The 16578-nt window shown below is 66.8% G+C and carries 14 protein-coding genes; 4 read left to right on the top strand and 10 right to left on the bottom strand.

All coding sequences use genetic code 11. From position 1 onward, the window contains the following. Nucleotides 1-111 precede the first annotated feature (111 nt). The 6 genes from BLQ03_RS03225 to BLQ03_RS18780 form a co-directional block, all read right to left on the bottom strand. The gene (locus BLQ03_RS03225) at nt 112-888 is read right to left on the bottom strand and encodes a DUF1217 domain-containing protein (protein ID WP_090752683.1); all 777 of its coding nucleotides are present in this window, start codon (nt 886-888) and stop codon (nt 112-114) included. After that, entirely contained in the window at nt 885-1286 is a 402-nt protein-coding gene (gene flbT / locus BLQ03_RS03220; protein ID WP_090752681.1) for a flagellar biosynthesis repressor FlbT, read from the bottom strand. Before flbT ends, BLQ03_RS03225 begins: the two co-directional genes overlap by 4 nt. Then, nucleotides 1283-1645, bottom strand: a complete 363-nt coding sequence (flaF, locus tag BLQ03_RS03215) for a flagellar biosynthesis regulator FlaF (RefSeq protein ID WP_245688655.1) — start codon at nt 1643-1645, stop codon at nt 1283-1285. The genes flbT and flaF overlap by 4 nt, the downstream gene beginning before the upstream one ends. A gap of 59 nt (nt 1646-1704) precedes the next feature. Further along, nucleotides 1705-2937, bottom strand: coding sequence for a flagellin N-terminal helical domain-containing protein (locus BLQ03_RS03210; RefSeq protein WP_090752676.1), 1233 nt, complete (start codon nt 2935-2937; stop codon nt 1705-1707). 174 nt (nt 2938-3111) lie between these two features. Beyond that, nucleotides 3112-3426, bottom strand: a complete 315-nt coding sequence (locus BLQ03_RS03205) for a hypothetical protein (RefSeq protein WP_090752672.1) — start codon at nt 3424-3426, stop codon at nt 3112-3114. Further along, nucleotides 3419-3577, bottom strand: coding sequence for a rod-binding protein (locus BLQ03_RS18780; RefSeq protein WP_245688654.1), 159 nt, complete (start codon nt 3575-3577; stop codon nt 3419-3421). Before BLQ03_RS18780 ends, BLQ03_RS03205 begins: the two co-directional genes overlap by 8 nt. Nucleotides 3578-3772: 195 nt before the next feature. Between BLQ03_RS18780 and fliK the strand changes: the two genes are divergently transcribed. The 3 genes from fliK (at nt 3773) to carB (ending at nt 9400) form a co-directional block, all read left to right on the top strand. Continuing rightward, complete coding sequence (gene fliK / locus BLQ03_RS03195; RefSeq protein WP_090752667.1) at nt 3773-5179, top strand: flagellar hook-length control protein FliK; 1407 nt, start codon at nt 3773-3775, stop codon at nt 5177-5179. A gap of 10 nt (nt 5180-5189) precedes the next feature. Continuing rightward, entirely contained in the window at nt 5190-5858 is a 669-nt protein-coding gene (locus tag BLQ03_RS03190) for a flagellar hook capping FlgD N-terminal domain-containing protein (protein WP_090752664.1), read from the top strand. Between the two features lie 203 nt (nt 5859-6061). Beyond that, on the top strand, nt 6062-9400 hold the full coding sequence (carB, locus tag BLQ03_RS03185) for a carbamoyl-phosphate synthase large subunit (protein WP_090752661.1): 3339 nt from the start codon (nt 6062-6064) through the stop codon (nt 9398-9400). Nucleotides 9401-9520: 120 nt separating this feature from the next. Here the strand turns inward: carB and BLQ03_RS03180 are convergent, their stop codons facing one another. Both BLQ03_RS03180 and BLQ03_RS03175 read right to left on the bottom strand, forming a co-directional pair. After that, the gene (locus BLQ03_RS03180) at nt 9521-10909 is read right to left on the bottom strand and encodes an ATP-binding protein (RefSeq protein ID WP_245688653.1); all 1389 of its coding nucleotides are present in this window, start codon (nt 10907-10909) and stop codon (nt 9521-9523) included. Between the two features lie 212 nt (nt 10910-11121). Continuing rightward, nucleotides 11122-11616, bottom strand: coding sequence for a BrnA antitoxin family protein (locus BLQ03_RS03175; protein WP_090752656.1), 495 nt, complete (start codon nt 11614-11616; stop codon nt 11122-11124). Nucleotides 11617-11843: 227 nt separating this feature from the next. Between BLQ03_RS03175 and aroC the strand changes: the two genes are divergently transcribed. Beyond that, nucleotides 11844-12944 (top strand): chorismate synthase, encoded by a 1101-nt coding sequence (gene aroC / locus BLQ03_RS03170; protein ID WP_090752653.1) that lies wholly within the window; start codon nt 11844-11846, stop codon nt 12942-12944. Here aroC and BLQ03_RS03165 read toward each other — a convergent pair. Together BLQ03_RS03165 and alaS are read right to left on the bottom strand one after the other, a co-directional pair. Next, nucleotides 12941-13735 (bottom strand): class II glutamine amidotransferase, encoded by a 795-nt coding sequence (locus tag BLQ03_RS03165; RefSeq protein WP_090752650.1) that lies wholly within the window; start codon nt 13733-13735, stop codon nt 12941-12943. The two genes, aroC and BLQ03_RS03165, sit on opposite strands and share 4 nt — an antisense overlap. Nucleotides 13736-13852: 117 nt before the next feature. Continuing rightward, nucleotides 13853-16510 (bottom strand): alanine--tRNA ligase, encoded by a 2658-nt coding sequence (alaS, locus tag BLQ03_RS03160; protein ID WP_090752648.1) that lies wholly within the window; start codon nt 16508-16510, stop codon nt 13853-13855. Nucleotides 16511-16578 lie beyond the last annotated feature (68 nt).

Here is a 16578-nt window from a genome sequence, read left to right as displayed (position 1 = left end):
TCCTGCCTGTTGCGCTCGCAGCCTTGTCCGACCGCAGAACCCAGCCTGCAACATGGCTGAAGACTTGCGTGTTCTTGCCGGCCTGGGCCGCGCTCCCTCGTCCTGCCGTCCTCAACCCGACAACAGCACCAGCGCCGCATTGTAGGAGGACTGCGCGGGACTGACGGCTTGGGCACGGACCAAGAACCGCTGGATCAGCTTCTCGACATTGGCCGGATCGGCGAAGACCGAGGGCGACTCGGACCCGAAGAGCTTGCCGCTCCGCAGCTTCATCTCGGAAAGCTGGCGGTCGATCGGCAGTTTGCCGAACTCGGTTCCAAGGCCCAGCGCGCCCTCGACCACCTTCCGCAGCGGCGCCGTGCCAAGAATATTGTACCAGCGCGTATTGTCCGTCGCGTTCGAGCCGCCCAGCGCGCCGAGCTCACGCCTGGCACTCATGGCCAGGCGCAGGTTGCCATCGACCGTGCCCACCCGGCGCTCCAGTTCCGCCGAGACATGACGCTCGGCGATTTCATCGGCCAGCTTTGCCGAAGGTCCCGTCCCTCCGGCAAAGCGGAACGCCTCGGCCATGGCGCGATAGCGCTTGTCGCCCAGCCGGTTCGCCAGGCTTTTCGGATCGTCCAGGTCGGACTCCAGCACCTTGCGGATGAAAAAGCGGTTGCTCGCGTCCGCCTCAAGCCCGAAGGCGCTGAGCGTCGTGCGCAGCAGGCGAAAATCCGACACCAGTTCCTCGGCGCTGCCCACCTGGCCCAGCTTCGCGCGGACATGGGCCGTGTCGCGCGCCACTTGGGGATCGCGCGCGACCAGCGCCTTCTGCGTCTCGCCTGTTCTGGCGAGCAGCCGCCAGCCGGCGTAGCCGCCCTGTCCGACAAGCGGCTGGAAGCTCATGTGATCTGCGCGAAGATCCGCGCCTCGCGTGGCATCAGGCTGCGCAACTGGCGCAGTGCGCGATAAACATTGCCTGCAATCACGTCCTCGGCCGCAGCGCCCAGAGCCTCGCGGCTTTCGGGATCGTCGAACACCTGGACCAGCTGCTCGATCCCCCGCAGAAGATCGCGCTGACCTTGCGCGGGATCGGCATCCCCCGACAGAAGGAGCTGGGCATCGTAGCACACCCGCGCCACCGGAGTCGCCACGTCATCCGGATGCATCGCATCCTTCAGCCGCAGGATGCTGGCGTTCGGGGTCTTGATCGAGATCCTGCAGCGGCGGTCGCCATTCTCGATCACCGCGCCGTTGATCAACAGGCGCTCGCCGGGTGCGAGCTTGAGGACCAAGCCCGTCATGCGGCAACCTCGCCACGAAGGCCCTTCATCACATGCAGGTTGATGTCGATCAGCGGCTGCGGGCTGGCGCCCTGTGTCATCACCGCCCGGCCATGCCGCAGCGAGAAGATCGCCAGCGACAGAAGGCCCGCGCGCAACTGGGTGGGAAGGGCGTTGTCCTCCTCGGCCAGGTCACTGGCCAGAATGGTCCACAGCCGCGTGTTGGCGCCAGCGGCAGCGGCCGGCGAGGCCTGCCCGGAAAGCGCGTGCTGCAACTGGCGGGTGACGCGCGAGAAGGCGTCGTATTCCATGCCCCGCGCCGTGCGGACCTGTTCCGATCCGAAGCCGCGGGCGGCAAGCCCGGTCTGGTGAGCGGTCAATTCTGGACTCCTTCAGACGGAATGGGGACGGGCGCGCGCAAAGGCGCGCCCGGGCATCATCAGCCGCGGAACAGCGACAGGATGTTCTGCGGCGCCTTGTTGGCAATCGACAGCGACTGGATGCCCAGCTGCTGCTGGGTCTGCAGCGCCTGCAGGCGGGCCGAGGCTTCCTCCATGTCCGCGTCCACCAGCGCGCCCACGCTGGATTTCAGCGTGTCGGTCAGCTTGGACACGAAGTCCGACTGCATCTCGATCCGGCGACCCGCGGCGCCGAAGCGCGCGGCGGCGTCGGTGGAGGTCTGCATCATCGTCTCGATCGAGGCGAGCGCCGCTTGGGCGTTCGCTGGCGTGGTGACGTCGATGCTGGCCAGTGCACCCAGACCGCCCGAGCCAGCGTTCCGGAACTGCGCGGTGATGTTCAGGTCATTGGCGGTCGCAGGCGCGCTCCCCGATTTGATGGTGAGCTGCCCCACGGTGCCCGAGTCGTAATCGACGCTGACGCCGCTGATCCCCAGCTTCTCGATGGCGGACTTGAGGCCCACGGCCACGACGTCGTTGGGTGTGGTCGAGCCCGCATCCGCCGCGCTGACGGTATAGGTCGCCGTCTTGTCGCCGATGCGGATCGAGATGCTGTCGCCTGCCGCGAGCGCCCCGGCCCCCGCCCCGATGGTTAGGGTGACGCCGGTGGTATCCCCGGCCCCAAGCGTCATCACCGCGCTGTCACCTGCGGTCGAGGCCGGCGCCGTGCCCGCCCCGAAGATGTCTTTGGCCACATAGTTGCCGGTGGACAGATTCTGGCCCGACACGGTGATGTTCGAGGTGCTGACCCCGGCCGAGGTCCGGTCCAGCGACGACAGGAAGTCCACCGAGGCCGTGCTGCCGTCCAGCAGGTTCAGGCCGTTGACCTGCGACCCCTTCACGACGCCCTCGATCTGCTTTCTGAGGTTGGTGACATCCTCCTGCAGCTTGGCGCGGTCCTGCGCATTGGTCGCGTTCTGCGAGGTCACGATCGTGTCGCGCATCTTGGTCAGCAGGCCGGTGATCTGCTCGGCCCCTTCCCGCGCCATGCCGACAGATTGCGCGCCCAGCGCCAGGCTGGACGAGATCGCCTTGAAGCCGCTGACATCGGCCTCCATCACCTTCGAGATCGCCCAGACGGCGGCATTGTCCTTGGCCGTGGCGACAGACTTGCCGGTCGAGATCTCGTCCTGCGTCTTGGCCAGGTTCGAGTTGATTCCCTTGAGGGTCTGCAGCGCGACCATCGCGCCATTGTTGGTCAGAATGCTGGACATTGTGTCCCCCTTCGCTTGCGGACGTCTTATCCCCGTCCGGGTTTCGTGAATTCCGGCCTTCTGACCATCGGGCTGCACCCGGCGCCTTCCGACGCGATCACCCTTCTATCCGGTGTCGCCTAAGGAATAGTGAATTGCCGCGGCACCGCCAAAAACCGAGTTGCAGGCATTTTATCAAAACCGCTGTGTGCGGGCGGAAAGCACGGTGGCGACCCGCTGCCGCCCACCGCGGTCATAGACATCCAGCCCACCGAGGAGCGCGGACAATTCGCGCAGCCAGGCGCGCGCGCTGTCCAGGCCCTCCAGCGCCGACAGGGCAAGCCCGCGCAGGCGCGCCAGCTGGCGTTCACAGGCTGCCTGCGCCTCGGGATCCAAGGGCTCGCGTGCGACCTGGGCCGCAAGGGACTCCAGCGCCTTGCGGCAAGCCTCGGGGTCGCCCTGGGCCATGGCGGCGCAGGCGCTTTCGAGCAGCCGTTCCGCCTCACCCATGGTCCGCCTCCAGCCTGCCCGCGAGGCCGAGGTCGAGGCGCGAGGCCAGCGCGGCCGCGTGCTGCTCGGTCAGGAAGGAGGAAAACTGCGACTCTCCCGTTCCGCCGCCGAATGCGCCCGCCCCCCCATCCGGCATGGCGATCTTGAGCATTTCCGCAAGGAACGCCGTTTCCAGCTGGTCTCCGACCCCTGGAAGCCGAGGCCGCGGGGAAATATCCGCTCCGTATCCTTCGATTTTCATCTTCTCACCATATTAATTCGCCTGGTCCCCCAATTACCCTTCAGCGGTAAATATTCGGTAACCCGGACCGGATAATCACAAACCGTGATTCTCAGGGGCCCTGCGATGCCGACCGCGATTGCACGTCTTTCTCCTGCCGCCTCGACCTTGCTCCCGCAGGCCGGCGCGCCCTCGGCAGAGGCGGCCTCTCCGGGTCAGGCCGCTGCATTCGAGGCGGTGCTCGACCTGCTCGCCGCAGCCCGGTCCTCCGGTCTGCGGAAGGAGGCGCAGGCCGCCGAGCCGGAGGCGCCGGGCGCGGATGCGGCCGAGGAGGAGCATGCTGCCGACGAGGCCGATCCCGAGGAACTCGGGCAGCCCGTCTGGCCCGAAGCGTCGCCAAGCCTTGTCGGGACCTTCCTGGGCCAGCCGCCTGATGACGCGCGCCTTGCCCGGCAGCAGGGCATAGACCCCGCGCAGGACGCCGCCCTCACGGGTGCTCAGGCGGGGGCACATGCGGCCACGACTCCAGCGCTGCGGGAGGGCTCGGCCACGCTGGACCCGGACCTCCCGGCCTCCGAGGCGCCATCCCCGGATCAGGCACCGCTCCAGGCGGAGCACGCGGGCCGCCCCGCTTCTCCCGCGGCCGAGCCCTCGCTGCGCTCCATGACGCAGGAACCTGCCGTGCGCGGCTCTGTGCTGGCGGCGACCGGGCAGCCCGGGGCAAGCCCGGCACCCGCCTGGGCAGAGCATCGGCAAGACCGCCAAACCGCGGCGGCTGCACCCCAGGCGCCCGGCAGGGAAATCCCGGAACTGACCGTCCCTGCGGCAGCCCAAGAGACGGCAGCCTCACCCGCTCTCGGACATGACCGCGACGCTGCGTCACCAGCGCGTCCACCCGAAACGGCCGCGCTCAGCCAGGGCGCAACCCACGAACAGGCAGGCGCCCCGGCTGCGTCCGGTGAGCCTGCCCCTCTCGAAGCGGCTGCCACGGAAGGCGCCGACCTCCATCTTCCGCAGGCTGCGGCCGAGCCTGTGATCGGCCCCGCAACCTCCGCGCCTGCCATGCCTGGACCTGCACCCGCGACCGAGGGGGCCTCCCGCCCTCCTGCAAGGGCCGAGGCAGCCGCTCCGCACCCGCCTCATGTCCCTGCGCCCGAACGTCCGGTTGCCGACGCCATCGTGCGCACGCGGGAGGGGCAGGTCGAGGTCGTGCTCAACCCCGTCGAACTGGGACGCGTCACGCTTCTGCTGGGGGCCGAGGGCGATCCGGGGCATCTGGGGCTGTATGTCGAGCGTCCGGAAACCGCCGATCTCATCCGGCGCCACAGCGACCAGCTGCTGCGCGAGTTGCGCGAGAACGGCATGCCCGAGGCCCGGCTGGATCTGCTGCGGCAGGACGGACAGGGCCAGAATCGGGGCGGCGGCTTCCGTCAGCCTTCCTCGGCAGGCGCCCCCGAAGGCGCGCGCGCGGGACCGCCCGACCGGCCCACGCCGCCCGCACCCTCCCTCTCCCGCCTCGACATCCGCCTTTAGGATCGCCCGCATGAGCAGCATCACCGCCCCTGCCCCCGCCTCTGCCGCCTCCGCCGCCCTGCCCGGCGGGGGAACCGCCACCCCCGCCTCGACCATGGCCGGCGGCGACTTCGAAACCTTCCTGAAGATGCTGACGACACAGATCAGGAACCAGGACCCGCTGAACCCGATGGAAGGCTCGGACTTCGCGGTCCAGCTGGCGACCTTCTCGGGGGTCGAGCAGCAGGTCAGGACCAACCAGCTGCTGGAACAGGTGGCGATCGGACAGATGGGGGGCCTGGGCGCGCTGGCCGGCTGGATCGGGAAGGAGGTGCGGACGACCGCGCCCGTCAGCTTCGACGGCGAACCGCTCACGCTCGACATCCGCCCCGCAAGCGGCGCCGACCGGGTCGAGCTGGTCGTGATGGACGCGCGCGGCCGCGAGGCGCTGCGCGAGGACATCGGTCCCGGCACGGGCGAGATCGACTGGGCGGGACGGACCGAGGACGGCCCGCTGGCCGACGGGCTCTACAGCTTCAAGCTGGTGAGCTATCGTGGCGAAGAGGTCCTGAGCACACAGGCCGTGGGCGCCTATGCCCGCGTGACCGGCGCCGAGGTGACGGCGGACGGCATCCGCCTGTCCCTGCCCGGCGGCGCAAGCGCGCTGGAGCGCGAGGTCACGGCCCTGCGCGAGGCCTGAGGTCCGGTGCAGGCGCGGGTGCGGCCAAAGGGGCGCTCCTGCCCTGCCTCTCCTCCGCACCGCCAAGCTTTCTCTCCCATGGGCGCATCATGCATTTCCACGCTGCGTCCCGCCCGCTGCAATGCTGCCTGCCCTTGCGGAACCGCCGCCGCTGTCTATAACCCCCGACGATTTGCACGCCGCCAAGCGCCGAGGGGAAAGCCATGCCGAAAAGAACCGATATCTCCTCGATCCTCATCATCGGCGCCGGACCCATCGTCATCGGCCAGGCCTGCGAGTTCGATTACTCGGGCGCCCAAGCCTGCAAGGCGCTGCGCGAGGAAGGCTACCGGGTCATCCTGGTGAACTCGAACCCGGCGACGATCATGACCGACCCTGGCATGGCCGACGCGACCTATATCGAGCCGATCACCCCCGAGATCGTGGAAAAGATCATCGCCGCCGAGCGTCCCGACGCCCTGCTGCCGACCATGGGCGGGCAGACCGCGCTGAACACGGCGCTGGCGCTCGCGGACATGGGCGTGCTGGAAAAATACGGCGTCGAGCTGATCGGCGCCCAGCGGTCCGCCATCGAGATGGCCGAGGACCGCAAGCTCTTCCGCGAGGCCATGGACCGGATCGGGCTGGAAAATCCCCGCGCCACCATCGTCTCGGCGCCCAAGCTGCCGAACGGCAAGTACGACATCTCGGCCGGCGTCGCCCAGGCCATGGAGGCGCTGGAGGAGATCGGCCTGCCCGCCATCATCCGCCCCGCCTTTACACTGGGCGGCACCGGCGGCGGCGTCGCCTACAACCGCGACGACTACGAGGCCATCGTGCGTTCCGGTCTCGACGCCTCGCCGGTCGCGCAGGTGCTTGTGGACGAAAGCCTGCTCGGCTGGAAGGAATACGAGATGGAGGTGGTCCGCGACCGCGCGGACAACGCCATCATCGTCTGCTCGATCGAGAACGTGGACCCGATGGGCGTCCACACGGGCGATTCGATCACCGTGGCCCCGGCGCTGACGCTGACCGACCGCGAATACCAGCGGATGCGCTCGGCCTCGATCGCGGTGCTGCGCGAGATCGGCGTGGAAACCGGCGGCTCGAACGTCCAGTGGGCCGTAAACCCGGCGGACGGCCGCATGGTCGTGATCGAGATGAACCCGCGCGTCAGCCGCTCCTCGGCGCTGGCGTCCAAGGCCACCGGCTTCCCCATCGCCAAGGTCGCGGCCAAGCTCGCCGTCGGCTACACGCTGGACGAACTGGACAACGACATCACCAAGGTCACCCCGGCCTCCTTCGAGCCGTCGATCGACTATGTCGTGACCAAGATCCCCCGCTTCGCCTTCGAGAAGTTCCCCGGCGCCAAGCCCGACCTGACCACCGCGATGAAGTCGGTGGGCGAGGTCATGGCCATCGGCCGCACCTTCCACGAATCGCTGCAGAAGGCGCTGGCCTCGATGGAGAACGGCCTGTCCGGCCTTGACGAGATCGCCATCGCGGGCGCGGCCGAGGAAGGCCGCCCCGCCTTCATCAAGGCCCTGTCGCGCCAGACCCCCGACCGCATCCGCGTCATCGCCGAGGCCATGCGCGCTGGGCTCACCAACGATGAAATCCAGCGCGTCACCAGCTTCGACCCCTGGTTCCTGTCCCGCATCCGCGAGATCGTGGACGCCGAGGCCGAGATCCGCCACCACGGCCTGCCCTCGGACGCCGCCGGCCTCAGCCGGGTCAAGATGATGGGCTTCACCGACGCCCGCCTCGCGCATCTCACCGGCCAGACCGAGACCGCCATCCGCCGCGCCCGTCGCGGCGCGGGCGTCCTGCCCGTCTTCAAGCGCATCGACACCTGCGCGGCCGAGTTCGAGGCCCAGACTCCCTACATGTACTCGACCTACGAGACCCCCGCGATGGGCGAGGTCGAGGACGAGGCGCGTCCCTCGGACCGCAAGAAGGTCGTCATCCTCGGCGGCGGCCCCAACCGCATCGGTCAGGGGATCGAGTTCGACTACTGCTGCTGCCACGCCTGCTTCGCGCTGACCGAGGCGGGCTACGAGACCATCATGGTCAACTGCAACCCCGAGACCGTCAGCACCGACTACGACACCTCGGACCGCCTGTATTTCGAGCCGCTGACGCTGGAGCACGTCCTCGAGATCCTGCGCGTCGAGCAGGAAAACGGCACCCTCCACGGCGTCATCGTCCAGTTCGGCGGCCAGACCCCGCTGAAGCTCGCGCAGGCGCTCAAGGACGAGGGCATCCCGATCCTCGGCACCACCCCCGACGCCATCGACCTGGCCGAGGACCGCGAGCGCTTCCAGAAGCTGCTCAATGACCTCGGCCTCAAGCAGCCCGTCAACGGCATCGCCCACAGCGCTGACGAGGCGCGCGAGATCGCCGCCCGCGTCGGCTTCCCGCTGGTGATCCGCCCCTCCTACGTCCTCGGCGGCCGCGCGATGGAGATCGTGCGCGACACCGACCACCTCAACCGCTACATCACGACCGCCGTGCAGGTCTCGGGCAAGAACCCCGTGCTGCTCGACAGCTATCTCTCGGGCGCCATCGAGGTCGACGTCGACGCGCTCTCGGACGGCAAGACCGTCCATGTCGCGGGCATCATGGAGCATATCGAGGAAGCCGGCGTCCATTCGGGCGACTCGGCCTGCTCACTCCCGCCCCACACGCTGGACGCCGCCACCATCGAGGAGCTCAAGCGCCAGACCGTCGCCATGGCCCGCGCGCTGAACGTCGTGGGCCTCATGAACGTGCAGTTCGCGATCAAGAACGGCGAGATCTTCGTGCTCGAGGTCAACCCCCGCGCCTCGCGCACCGTGCCCTTCGTCGCCAAGGCCACCGACAGCGCCATCGCCTCCATCGCCGCGCGCCTGATGGCGGGCGAGCCAATGGCGAACTTCCCCCTCCGCCCCGCCTATCCCGAGGGCGTCGGCCCCGACACGCCCCTGCCCTATGCCGATCCCCTGACGCTGGCCGACCCGGTCACGCCCTGGTTCTCGGTCAAGGAGGCCGTGCTGCCCTTCGCCCGCTTCCCCGGCGTCGACACGCTGCTGGGGCCGGAGATGCGCTCGACCGGCGAGGTCATGGGCTGGGACCGCAACTTCGCCCGCGCCTTCCTCAAGGCGCAGCTGGGCGCGGGGACGCATCTGCCGGACGAGGGCCGCGTCTTCGTCTCGGTCAAGGACGCCGACAAGACGCCCGAGATGGCCGAGGCCATGCGCGACCTCTGCGCCATGGGCTTCACCCTGATCGCCACCCGCGGCACGGCCGAGTTCCTGCGCGGCGCCGAGGTCGGGGCCGAGCTGGTCAACAAGGTCTACGAAGGCCGCCCGAACATCGTGGACCGCCTGAAGAACGGCGACATCGCGATGGTCCTGAACACGACGGAAGGCGCGCAGGCCATCGCCGATTCCCGCGACATCCGCTCGGTCGCGCTTTACGACAAGATCCCCTATTTCACGACGGCGGCGGGAGCGATCGCCGCCGTGGCGGCGATCAAGTCACGCGAGGAAGGGGACGTGGGGGTGAGGACGTTGCAGGGGTAATAACCCGGAGCCAATCAAGAGTGGATCAAGAAAGACCAAACAAGCAAGCCACTGATTATAATTGGTTTCTCCTGCAGACACGACACCGGAGCAGTGAAGCATCAAGAGCAGATCAAGAACCTATGCCCACACAGGCAGGTAACCTGCTCTAGGATGCTCTGGATCAGCAACGCGAATTAACTGTTGCTCAAGCGTACGCTTGATGACTGCCGAAGCCTGCGCAGCGTTTCGGGGCTCAATACCAAATCTTTCGCAAAGACTTGCGTTCCGCATTCGGTCACCCGCTAAAAACCTTAAAACTGCATGAAAATAGCAAGCCCTAACTCTTTCATCTGCTGTCATGTCAGCGAACGTTCGGGGTCCATATAGACAAACTTGCATTGAGTTATCGCTAGCGCGGAGCAAAGGCGGGGGTAGTTGAGCGACCTCAACCTCAGTTAACACCTTATCCAAACCGCTGCCCTGCTCTTCACAAAATCCCATGCGCCGCATTAACGATGCAAGAGCTTCGTTTCTAGAACGAGGTGCTAAATCTATCATTCTTTCCGGGTCAACCAACGGTTTTCCCGGGTTGGTAATTTCCAATCGGTCTTCAAACAGCTCGATTAGCGGCCCTGCACCAGTGACTGTCATATCTTGATGGATGAGCGCGTTTGCAACAAGCTCCCGAACTGCCAACTCTGGATATAAAGGCTGCGCCTCCCTAAGCGCACGGCCTATATGTTCATTTCTTGGTATTTGAGCGTCTATATAATCCATCAGACCTTGGAAGCCAGACGCATAGCCACGTTTGCCATCTCGCCTATGCTGAACACTTGTAGCGCGCGTGCGCCCGGAATAGGATACAAACCGAACTGCTTTCCTCGCAATCGACACTGGAAAATCATCCAAGTTCGCAGCAAACAATATTGCCCCGAGATTCATTACATTCCATCGACCACCAACATCCTTGCTGATTAGCCTATCCGCCTCAAGGCGATCCAGAATGGCAGTTTGACTTTGAGGCAAAGGTTGCTTCGTAAGCGAAAAGTAACTAGCAAAATCCAAATACCTCAGCACATCCTCCGGCGGAAGAAAAGATAGCGCCACTCCGGCTTCCCAGTGATAAGGCCTAAGCCTATCTATCAGCGCTTGATATCTATCGGGATAATCCGAGAGTTTAGGCGTCGCCGGTCCAATACGAATATAAGGAATCCCTGCATAAGTCACTGGTGCGCTTAAAGCAGCAGAAATCTCCAAGATAACGACTGGCCCGCTTGGATGGGTGACCTCACGAAACTCAAACGCTGGGCTTGGTTGCAGCTGATTAGCCAACCACAGTTGAAGAACCTGGTTGCCGACAGTTGCAGAGGTGGGGACAAATGTTGTTCCTACAACCTGCCGATCCTGATCCTTGATACCCCAGATGATGAACGCAGAGTCTCGACCTGAAAGTCGTGCGCTATTCGACAGCGCTGAACATAGTTTAGCTATTCTTTCTGGATCGGCATTGTTTTCTTTGAACTCCAACCAGGATGTCTCTGCCGGGAGCTGCAAGAGATCATTTAGTAGAGCAAGATCTCGCTCCTGGGACATACTTAGCCTCACTAGACCACAATACCAAAGCTAAGTATGCTCGCCGATTAGAGCTTAAAGGTCAAACGCTAATTGATGCATTGATATACGATCTCCGGACTAAGCAAGCGTAGGTTTTGGTTCCACCCGGCTATCTTCCAAGTGCTCTACCGCGCCCTCAACCACGCCATCGTATCCGCCCGCGCCGAGCGCTTTTCCTCGCCCAGAGGCACCCCCGGCTCGTCGCTCATCAGCCGGGAGGCGTCGGGGCCGAGGTCCTCGTAGGCCGCCTGCGCCTCGCCCCAGCCCGGCTTGCGGCCGTCCAGCCCCTCGCCCTCGCGCCGCGACAGGTAGTCCATCGTCTCGCCCCCGCGCAGAAGGCCCGCCAGCCGCGCGTGCATGAAGGCGCGCAGCACCGCGTTCATGCGGGGGCCATAGCCCTCGCCCATGCCGCGGAAGAAGCGGACCACGTCCTCCTCCAGCGCGATGGTCACCCGGATGCGTTTCGCCTCGCCGCGCTCGCGCGCGATCTCGTGCCAGGCCTCGGGGATGCGCCCCTCGGTCAGGACCTTCTGGTGCAGGTCCCATTCCAGCCGCCGCATCGCGTCGGCCATGTAGTGATAGTTGATCCGCCTCGCCGTCTCGGCCTTCGTTTCGCCCATGCGCGCCCCCTGCCCCTATGCCCGCAGTCTGGCGGAACGGGGTTAACACCCCCTCAACGCGGCGTTCGCATCGGTCGTGCATCGAGTGTGCATCCCCCGTGCAGCGGATGTGCATGGCATTTTCCGGGGAAATCCCGCCCCGGACAGGCAGGGGGCGGAGTTCCGAAAGCGCGCCCCGTTGCGCCGCGCGCCCCCCTCGCCTATGCCGTCGCAAAGGGGTTTTCCGCATGAGCGTCAACAGTTTCGGCCGCATCTTCACCGTCACCACCTGGGGCGAAAGCCACGGCCTCGCCCTCGGCGCCACCGTAGACGGCTGCCCCCCCGGCATCTCCTTGGACAAGGCCGCGATCCAGCCCTTCCTCGACCGCCGCCGCCCCGGCCAGTCCAAGATGACCACGCAGCGGCAAGAGCCTGATTCCGTTCGCATTCTCTCCGGCGTTTTCGAGGGCCGCACGACCGGCACGCCCATCCAGCTGACCATCGAGAACACCGACCAGCGCTCGCGCGACTATGGCGAGATCGCCCAGGCCTTCCGCCCCGGCCACGCCGACATCACCTATCACCTGAAATACGGCCACCGCGACTATCGCGGCGGCGGCCGCTCCAGCGCCCGCGAAACCGCCGCCCGCGTTGCCGCCGGAGGGGTCGCCCACGCGGTGCTTGGCCAGTTGGCGCAACAGGTAGTGATCACGGGGTATATGGTGCAGATGGGCGAGCTGGAAATCGACCGCGCGCGCTTCGACCTTGAGGAGATCACCCGCAACGACTTCTTCCTGCCCGATGCCGCCGCGGTCCCTGAATGGACCGACTACCTGTCCCGCATCCGCAAGGACCAGGACAGCGTCGGCGCAGTGGTCGAGGTGCTGATCCAGGGCTGCCCGCCGGGCCTAGGCGCGCCGGTCTATGGCAAGCTCGACACCGACCTCGCGGCGGCTATGATGTCGATCAACGCGGTGAAGGCCGTGGAGATCGGCGAGGGCATGGCCGCCGCCCGTCTGCGCGGGACCGAGAACGCCGACGAGATCCGCATGGGTCCGAACGGCCCCGAGTTCCTGTCGAACCACGCAGGTGGCATCCTCGGCGGCATTTCCACGGGTCAGGACATCGTCCTACGCTTCGCGGTGAAGCCCACGAGTTCGATCCTGACACCACGCCGGACGATCAACCGGGCGGGCGAAGAGGTCGATCTCGTGACCAAAGGCCGCCATGATCCCTGCGTCGGCATCCGTGCGGTGCCGGTGGCCGAGGCGATGGCGGCCTGCGTGATCCTCGACCACCTGCTGCTGGACCGCGCCCAGACGGGCGGGCGCAGGGGCGTGATCGGCTAGGCGGCCTCGCGCAAGGGCTGGACCACGAAGGGCGTGATCGTGACCGTGTCGCCCTCGAAGACGCAGAAGGAACCGGGCGGGACCTCAAGCCAGTCGGCCTCGTCCACCTCCAGCGGCTCGGACACGACGGCGCGGCCCGCGCGGCTGTCGGACCAGCGGTGGAACAGCGTCGGGGCGTGGTCGTCGGTGGCATAGCGGGCCGCGTAGAGCCGCCGCCCGTCCGAGAAGGCGCAGGTCAGGCGGACATGGGGCGCGGTCCCCCGCTGCCGGGCCAACGCCTCGAAGCGTGCCGTGGCGCGGGCCAGCGCGCCGCGGGGGTCGTCCTCAAGCCCCTCGCCAAGGGCGCAAAGGAACAGCGCCTCGCTGTCGGTCGCGCCCTTGCGATGCGGGTAAAGCGCGTCGGGGATCAGCAGTTCGGCCGCGCGGCGCCAAGTGTCGTAGCCGCCGAACTGGCCGTTGTGCATGAAAGACCAGCGGCCGACCGCGAAGGGGTGGCAGTTGTTGCGGCTGGTGGCCGTCCCGGTCGAGGCGCGGACATGGGCCATGAACAGGTGCGATTTCACCGTCGCCGTCAGGCTGCGCAGGTTCGGGTCGGACCAGGCCGGCATGACGTCGCGGTAAAGGCCGGGCTCGTCCCGCTCGCCATACCACGCAAGGCCGAAGCCATCGGCGTTGACCGGAGTCTGGCAGCGGACGGCGCCGTGGCTTTGCCGGATCAGCGAATGCCCCGGACGGCTGACGATGTCCTCAAGAAAGATCGGCCTGCCCAGATAGGCCGCCCAGCGACACATTCCCGTCCCCCACATCAATGTTTGGGCGGACGTTAGCAGCAGCCGGGCGACAAATCAGCATATTCCTTTGGACATTGCGCGGAGCCGTCGATCACAACCCCGCGCAAGCCAAGGCGTTCACGCGGCGTCCGCGATCACCTTCTCGACCGCGGCAATAGCGTCGTCGAGCGCGTCAAGCGACGGCGCCCCGCCCTGCGCACGGTCGGCACGGCCACCGCCGCCTTTGCCGCCCAGCGCCGCGACCGCCGCCTGGACCAGCGACACTGCGCTGACCCGCTCTGCGAGATCCGGCGTCACCGTCGCGGCCACCGTGGCCTTGCCGTTGTCCTCGGTCATGACGACGACCGCCCCGGTCGAAAGGCCCGAGCGCATCTGGTCGGCCAGCGCGCCCAGTTCCTTGCCCGAGACTCCCTCGACCCGCCGCGCGATCACCTGCACGCCGCCGATGTCCTTGGGTGCGGCCTCCGAGCCGCCGCCCATCGCCAGCTGGCGCTTGAGCTGGGCGATCTCGTTCTGCATGGCCTTGCGGTCGTCGGCCAGCGCCTTGACGCGGCCCACCACGTCGCCCGCCTGCGCCTTGAGCATCCCGGCGATTTCCGCAAGCTGCCGCTCGGCCTCGCGCAGATGCGCCAGTGCCGCCTGTCCGGTCAGCGCCTCGACCCGCCGCACGCCGGCCGAGGAGGCGCTGTCGCCCAGCAGGACGAACGCGCCGATGTCGCCGGTGCGGGTGACATGGGTGCCGCCGCAGAGCTCGATCGAGTAGATGTCGCGGTTCGTGCCCTTGCCCGAGCCCTCGCGCCGGCCCATGGACACGACGCGCACCTCGTCGCCGTATTTCTCGCCGAACAGCGCCTGCGCGCCCATCTCGCGGGCGTCGTCGGGCGCCATCACCCGCGTCTCGACAGGAGTGTTCTGGCGGATGACGGCGTTCACCTCGGCCTCGATCTGCGCCAGCTCCTCGGCGCTCAGCGCCTTGCCGTGGCTGAAGTCGAAGCGCAGCCGGTCCTCGGCGTTGAGGCTGCCCTTCTGGGCCACATGCTCGCCCAGCGCATTCCGCAGCGCCTCGTTCAGCAGGTGCGTGGCCGAGTGGTTGGCCTGGATCGCACCGCGCCGAGTGCTGTCCACCGACAGGATCGCCCCCTGCCCGCGCGAGACTTGGCCGGTGGTCACGGTCGCGAAATGGATGAACAGGTTGCCCGACTTCTTCGTATCGGTAACCTGCGCCGCGCCGGTCTCGGTCTTGATCAGGCCGGTGTCGCCCACCTGACCGCCGCTTTCGGCATAGAAGGGCGACTGGTTCACGACGATCTGGACCTGCTGGCCCTCACCCGCCGCCTCGACCTCGGCACCGTCCTGCACCAGCGAAAGGATCGCGCCTTCCGCCTGTTGCGTGTCATAGCCCAGGAACTCGGTCGCGCCGTGGCGCTCGGCCAGGTCGAACCAGATCGCGGCGTCCTTGGTCTCGCCCGAGCCTGCCCAGGCGGCGCGCGCCTTGGCCTTCTGCTCGGCCATGGCGGCGTCGAAGCCCGCGACCTCGACGCCCCGGCCCTGCTCGCGCAGCGCGTCCTGCGTCAGGTCTAGCGGGAAGCCGTAGGTGTCGTAAAGCTTGAAGGCCGTCTCGCCCGGAAGGTCAGCGCCCTCGGGCAGGCGCGCGACTTCGTCCGACAGCAGCCGCAGGCCTCGGTCGAGCGTCTGCTTGAAGCGCGTCTCCTCGCCCTTCAGCGTTTCCTCGATCATCGCCTGGCCGCGGGTCAGTTCGGGATAGGCCGCGCCCATCTGCCGGACCAGCGCCGGAACCAGCCGGTGCATGACGGGATCCTGCGCGCCCAGCATGTGCGCGTGGCGCATGGCGCGGCGCATGATGCGGCGCAACACATAGCCGCGCCCCTCGTTCGAGGGCATCACGCCGTCCGCGATCAGGAAGCTGGTGGACCGCAGGTGGTCCGCGATCACCCGGTGATGCACCTTGCCCGGCCCGTCGGGGTCCGAGTTGGTGGCATGGGCCGAGGCCTCGATCAGCGAGCGCATCAGGTCGGTGTCATAGTTGTCGTGCTTGCCCTGCAGCAGCGCCCCGATCCGTTCCAGCCCCATGCCGGTGTCGATCGAGGGGTTCGGCAGCGGCTTCATCGAGCCATCCTCGAACTGCTCGAACTGCATGAAGACGAGATTCCATATCTCGATGAAGCGGTCGCCGTCCTCCTCGGCGGAACCGGGCGGGCCGCCCCAGACATGGTCGCCGTGGTCAAAGAAGATCTCGGTGCAGGGGCCGCAGGGGCCGGTCGGACCCATGCGCCAGAAGTTGTCGTCCGTCGCGATGCGGATGATACGGTCGTCGGTCAGGCCCGCGACCTTCTTCCACAGGTCGGCCGCCTCGTCGTCGGTGTGATAGACGGTGACCAGCAGCTTGTCCTTCGGGATGCCGAAGTCCTTGGTCAGCAGCTCCCAGGCGTAAGGGATCGCCTCGGTCTTGAAGTAGTCGCCGAAGGAAAAGTTGCCCAGCATCTCGAAGAAGGTGTGATGCCGCGCGGTATAGCCCACGTTGTCGAGATCGTTGTGCTTGCCGCCCGCGCGCACGCATTTCTGCGCCGTGGTCGCGCGGGTGTAGTCGCGGTGCTCGAGTCCGGTGAACAGGTTCTTGAACTGGACCATGCCCGAGTTCGTGAACATCAGCGTCGGGTCGTTGCGCGGCACCAAGGGCGAGCTGTCCACGCGCCGGTGGCCGTTCCGTTCGAAGAAGTCGAGGAAGGTCGAGCGGATGTCGTTCAGGCTGGGCATGGGACGGATTCCTGCGGGGATTGGCAGCGGTCACATGTAAGACCGCCGCCCCTTCCTGTCCAGAACGC

Source organism: Paracoccus chinensis, assembly GCF_900102885.1.
Taxonomy (GTDB): domain Bacteria; phylum Pseudomonadota; class Alphaproteobacteria; order Rhodobacterales; family Rhodobacteraceae; genus Paracoccus; species Paracoccus chinensis.
This window is presented reverse-complemented; position numbering and strand designations above follow the sequence as displayed.

Bases quoted from the DNA above. Each gene is read 5' to 3' on its own strand.
- BLQ03_RS03190 (WP_090752664.1), top strand. From the start codon at position 5,190: ATGAGCAGCATCACCGCCCCTGCCCCCGCCTCTGCCGCCTCCGCCGCC.
- BLQ03_RS03165 (WP_090752650.1), bottom strand. From the start codon at position 13,735: ATGTGTCGCTGGGCGGCCTATCTGGGCAGGCCGATCTTTCTTGAGGAC.
- aroC (WP_090752653.1), top strand. From the start codon at position 11,844: ATGAGCGTCAACAGTTTCGGCCGCATCTTCACCGTCACCACCTGGGGC.
- fliK (WP_090752667.1), top strand. From the start codon at position 3,773: ATGCCGACCGCGATTGCACGTCTTTCTCCTGCCGCCTCGACCTTGCTC.
- BLQ03_RS03205 (WP_090752672.1), bottom strand. From the start codon at position 3,426: ATGGGTGAGGCGGAACGGCTGCTCGAAAGCGCCTGCGCCGCCATGGCC.
- alaS (WP_090752648.1), bottom strand. From the start codon at position 16,510: ATGCCCAGCCTGAACGACATCCGCTCGACCTTCCTCGACTTCTTCGAA.
- BLQ03_RS03175 (WP_090752656.1), bottom strand. From the start codon at position 11,616: ATGGGCGAAACGAAGGCCGAGACGGCGAGGCGGATCAACTATCACTAC.
- BLQ03_RS18780 (WP_245688654.1), bottom strand. From the start codon at position 3,577: ATGCTCAAGATCGCCATGCCGGATGGGGGGGCGGGCGCATTCGGCGGC.
- carB (WP_090752661.1), top strand. From the start codon at position 6,062: ATGCCGAAAAGAACCGATATCTCCTCGATCCTCATCATCGGCGCCGGA.
- BLQ03_RS03210 (WP_090752676.1), bottom strand. From the start codon at position 2,937: ATGTCCAGCATTCTGACCAACAATGGCGCGATGGTCGCGCTGCAGACC.
- flbT (WP_090752681.1), bottom strand. From the start codon at position 1,286: ATGACGGGCTTGGTCCTCAAGCTCGCACCCGGCGAGCGCCTGTTGATC.
- BLQ03_RS03225 (WP_090752683.1), bottom strand. From the start codon at position 888: ATGAGCTTCCAGCCGCTTGTCGGACAGGGCGGCTACGCCGGCTGGCGG.